The sequence below is a fragment of the Candidatus Culexarchaeum yellowstonense genome (assembly GCF_024707025.1).
GTDB lineage: Archaea > Thermoproteota > Methanomethylicia > Culexarchaeales > Culexarchaeaceae > Culexarchaeum.
The window spans coordinates 1-3580 of record NZ_JANGFQ010000189.1 but is presented as its reverse complement, the minus strand read 5'-3'; the positions used below and the strand labels follow the sequence as shown (position 1 = coordinate 3580).

Annotated in this window: 7 protein-coding genes; all 7 read right to left on the bottom strand. The window is 36.4% G+C overall.

Annotated elements, in window-relative coordinates:
• Nucleotides 1-588: 588 nt before the first annotated feature.
• Nucleotides 589-1014: a hypothetical protein gene (locus MRT15_RS10880; protein WP_304330206.1), complete on the bottom strand. Its 426-nt coding sequence runs from the start codon at nucleotides 1012-1014 to the stop codon at nucleotides 589-591.
• Between the two features lie 206 nt (nucleotides 1015-1220).
• Nucleotides 1221-1865, bottom strand: coding sequence for a recombinase family protein (locus MRT15_RS10875; RefSeq protein ID WP_304330204.1), 645 nt, complete (start codon nucleotides 1863-1865; stop codon nucleotides 1221-1223).
• Complete coding sequence (locus MRT15_RS10870; protein WP_304330202.1) at nucleotides 1862-2020, bottom strand: hypothetical protein; 159 nt, start codon at nucleotides 2018-2020, stop codon at nucleotides 1862-1864. Before MRT15_RS10870 ends, MRT15_RS10875 begins: the two co-directional genes overlap by 4 nt.
• A gap of 119 nt (nucleotides 2021-2139) precedes the next feature.
• Complete coding sequence (locus tag MRT15_RS10865) at nucleotides 2140-2340, bottom strand: hypothetical protein (RefSeq protein WP_304330201.1); 201 nt, start codon at nucleotides 2338-2340, stop codon at nucleotides 2140-2142.
• A 119-nt stretch (nucleotides 2341-2459) separates the two neighbouring features.
• Nucleotides 2460-2681: a hypothetical protein gene (locus tag MRT15_RS10860; RefSeq protein WP_304330200.1), complete on the bottom strand. Its 222-nt coding sequence runs from the start codon at nucleotides 2679-2681 to the stop codon at nucleotides 2460-2462.
• The gene (locus MRT15_RS10855) at nucleotides 2668-2823 is read right to left on the bottom strand and encodes a hypothetical protein (protein WP_304330198.1); all 156 of its coding nucleotides are present in this window, start codon (nucleotides 2821-2823) and stop codon (nucleotides 2668-2670) included. Before MRT15_RS10855 ends, MRT15_RS10860 begins: the two co-directional genes overlap by 14 nt.
• A gap of 560 nt (nucleotides 2824-3383) precedes the next feature.
• Nucleotides 3384-3580: hypothetical protein (locus tag MRT15_RS10850; protein WP_304330196.1), on the bottom strand; the 197-nt coding region annotated here is incomplete at its 5' end.

Genomic DNA, 3580 nt, shown 5'->3' with positions numbered 1-3580 from the left:
TTCAGGCTTAACTCTAACCCTTACTCCTATTATCCATTTTTTCGGCTCCATTTTATTGTCGCCAATATAAGAATATTCAATGTAAATATATAAATCTATTGGAGCCAGTTTAATCCCCTAGATAATCCCATTTGGGATTATCTTCATGAACATATTTCACAATCTCCTTCACTTTTATGGAAGATTTTCACTTCCAATCATGTTTTGCTTTAAATCATTCACAATCTAGCAACTGCTAGATATTTTCTGGCGGACCTGAACCATAACTCCATATCAACCATTATTTTAAACCACGATCATGTTTCAGGTCCTCTATAACCCCATTATAATTCTCCAGGAAAAAAGGATAAGGGAATTTGATATCCCCAGGAGGTATAATAATCCAGTATTTGATTTCAGAACCTGAACCCCACATTTAACATGAAGTCATGATCAATTTTTAATCAACCATGAATAGTTAAGCTTTTATTCCTAATGCTTCCAATGGGCTTCATAATTTTGATCATCACGACTAAGCATTTTTGCATATTTTAACCTAGATTTTCCTGTCAAAAATCCTTGATCGTATTCACACTTTCAGTCCAAATATTAAGCAAACTTCTTAAGCTTAAAGTATGGACAACCTAAACATAGAAATCTATTTTCAGCAACCTTAACATGGTAAACGAGTCTCCCCCTAACGATGTCTTCCCTAACTTTCCAATTGTCCCGTTTACCAATCCAAGGATATTTTGTGCAATATCCTTCATCATCAACATATTTGCATTTTTCAACTTTAAATTTGAGGGTAACCTTGATATCCTCAAAGTCTTCCTTGATCGTTTTTATTTCATTTTCCAGGTCCGCCAGCTTCCTGGAAATCTCATTCAACTTTAGTGGTTCTGGAATTTCCCCTTTTGCGATTTTTATGGCTTCATCCCATTTCAAACCATAAGCTTCCTTAATCTTCCTGGCTTCCTCATATAGTTTTGGATCCTTCCGTTTCAGGATATAAGCAATTTGATAACCCTTCAATTTTTTAACCTCCCAAATATTTTGGGGAATACGTTTATATAAGCGTATTGATTTCTAAATCAAAATAAATCAATGGAAACATCATCAACTCTACATTAATACCATTAACTATTAATTAATAATATATATATACGCACACACATGTGAGAAAGAGAAACAGAAAAATGAATTTCAAAAAACATTAAAGAAAGAAAGAAAGGGGAGGGTTATTTTTTCCGTTTCCCCTTTGCTCTAGCTCTCGCCTCATAATACCTGGCTCTCCAATATGGATTGGAAGTTAAATATCTGGCGAGAGTTACATATCCAATTCCCAGCAATCTGGCAGTATCCCTTAGACTATATCCTTTCTCAATGTATTTTATTGTGGCTTCCGCAATTTGATCGTTTACTTTCCTGGGTCTCCCTAATGGCTTCCCCAATGCCTTCAATCGTTTCAATGCCTCTTTAGTCCTTTCCCTTATGAACTCCCTCTCCATTTCCGCAGCCCAACCCAATATGGCTAGGATAAGCCCCCTAATCTTGGGATCCAATTGTTGAAGCCAGCTTTCCCTTACACTAACCACGATCTTCCCCTTCCCCTCAATAAGCTTAACCACTTCCACCAATTCCACTAAGGACCTAGCTATACGATCCAATGCATAAACTATTATTCCATCCACTTGGTTCAGGTCCTCCAATAGTTTTTTGAATCCTGGCCTCTCTAATGGAGATAAAGCCCCGCTTACTCCAATATCTTCATATATGTTTAGGATTTGGTGGCCATTCTTGGAAGCCCATTCATATATGGCGTATTTCTGGTTTTCAGGATTTTCCTCCTCTAAGCTTACCCGAATATATGCGTTTAACTTCATATCTTCCTCCTCTTAAGCTCCAGGTATTTCCGAATGCCTAGCTCCATTAAATAGACTGCAGCCTTATCCTTATCCATTCTAAGCCTCCTAGATATTTCCTCCAATTTTGCATAGAGCCAGGAATTTAATTCCACATTTAATTTCTGGTTTCCCATTTTGCAATTCCCAATATGTTTATCTTTAATGCTATTTTATAAATGTTTTCAATATGTTTTTTTGATAACTCTTTTCTTTATGGCTCCATTTAGATAAACTGTGGACCTGGAACCCACGATCAAACCACAATCCAATCCTTTCTATAATCACGATCAACCATTTCCAATCGGTTCAGGTCCTCCACTTCCAATATGAGTAGAGCCAGCCAGAATAGGAATATCGTGACTCCCAGCCAGAAGCTTCCCAAATGGAATAATGCATATCCAGTTAAGCTTCCCATTAATGCGGAAACCAACATGAAGAAAAAGTGATCACTCAATACTTCCACCTCTTTCGTTTAGGATATTCTTCTCCCCCATGTTTTGTTATGGAGATCGCAATAACCAATATTATGGCTATCACGATCAACAATCCAATGATCGTATCCAAATCCATAATTTACTCTCCCTCCACTCTACTACTTGAAATCCTTATGATCGTATAGCAAACCACGATCACACAAATCAGGAATACGATATAGGGGAAGTTTGTTTGAACCCAGGAGGCCAGGTCCTTTAAAGGTTTCGGCACAATCCCCAACCCTTCACCAATAAAGTAGAAGAATGTTATAACCATTCCATAGATTACAATTTTCTCCAAGAGCCATTTAAGTAAACCCATTATTTCCTCCCCCCTTCCCTCGGCTTAATAAAGCTAGGATTATGAAGCATATCGTTAATGCGGAAATCAAGATTAATTCTGAAAACAACTCCCTATATGCTTCAGAGATTATTCCATTTATCATTAAAACGATCGTTTTCAAATCCCATCAAATCATGGAATAGATTTGTTGAATTTAAATGTTTTGATGTAAAATGATTCTGAAATCAACTAGCAACTGCTAGACATTAAGCCAAATAAGGGGGAGAAGGAAAACATGGAAAACAAACAAACAAATGATGAACAATCAACACGCAATATATTTAACTTGAGATATTTATGTTGTCATCATAATTAATTATGCAATAAACAACTACTATACATTATATAATATATATTATATGTATTAGTAACCTAAACCCATTATGAAAACCAATCATGACTCCACTATATAGTAGAATGCTATTTCTACTATATAATAGAAATAAGCTTCAGGTCCACTAAACCCAGGCGGACCTGAAACCACGATCAAAGCCTCCAAACTTTATGATTAATTTCCCCCTTGACAAATGTAAAAGTGTCCCAGCTGTCCCAACTTTTTCCTTTTTATTGAGTAAAAAATTTTCCAGTAGAAGTATAGGTTATAGGAATTATAATCTTTAATAATGGGGAATTTCTTGGGACAGTTGGGACACGATCCAAAAAATGGAGGGGGGTGTTGGGTTAGGGGGTTTCAAAGTATTTATCCAATTCCCTAAGCTTCATTTGTTCTTCCTCAGTTTCAGGTCCCTCTTCATAGGATCTTAGGAGCTTTATTCCTTGATAGACATAGATTCGTTTTCCAAGCTCCCTTATCCTAGTCTTCCTTATTCCAAATAGTCTTTCAAGTTCCTTTGTGAATGTGGCTTTTTCTTCTGGTG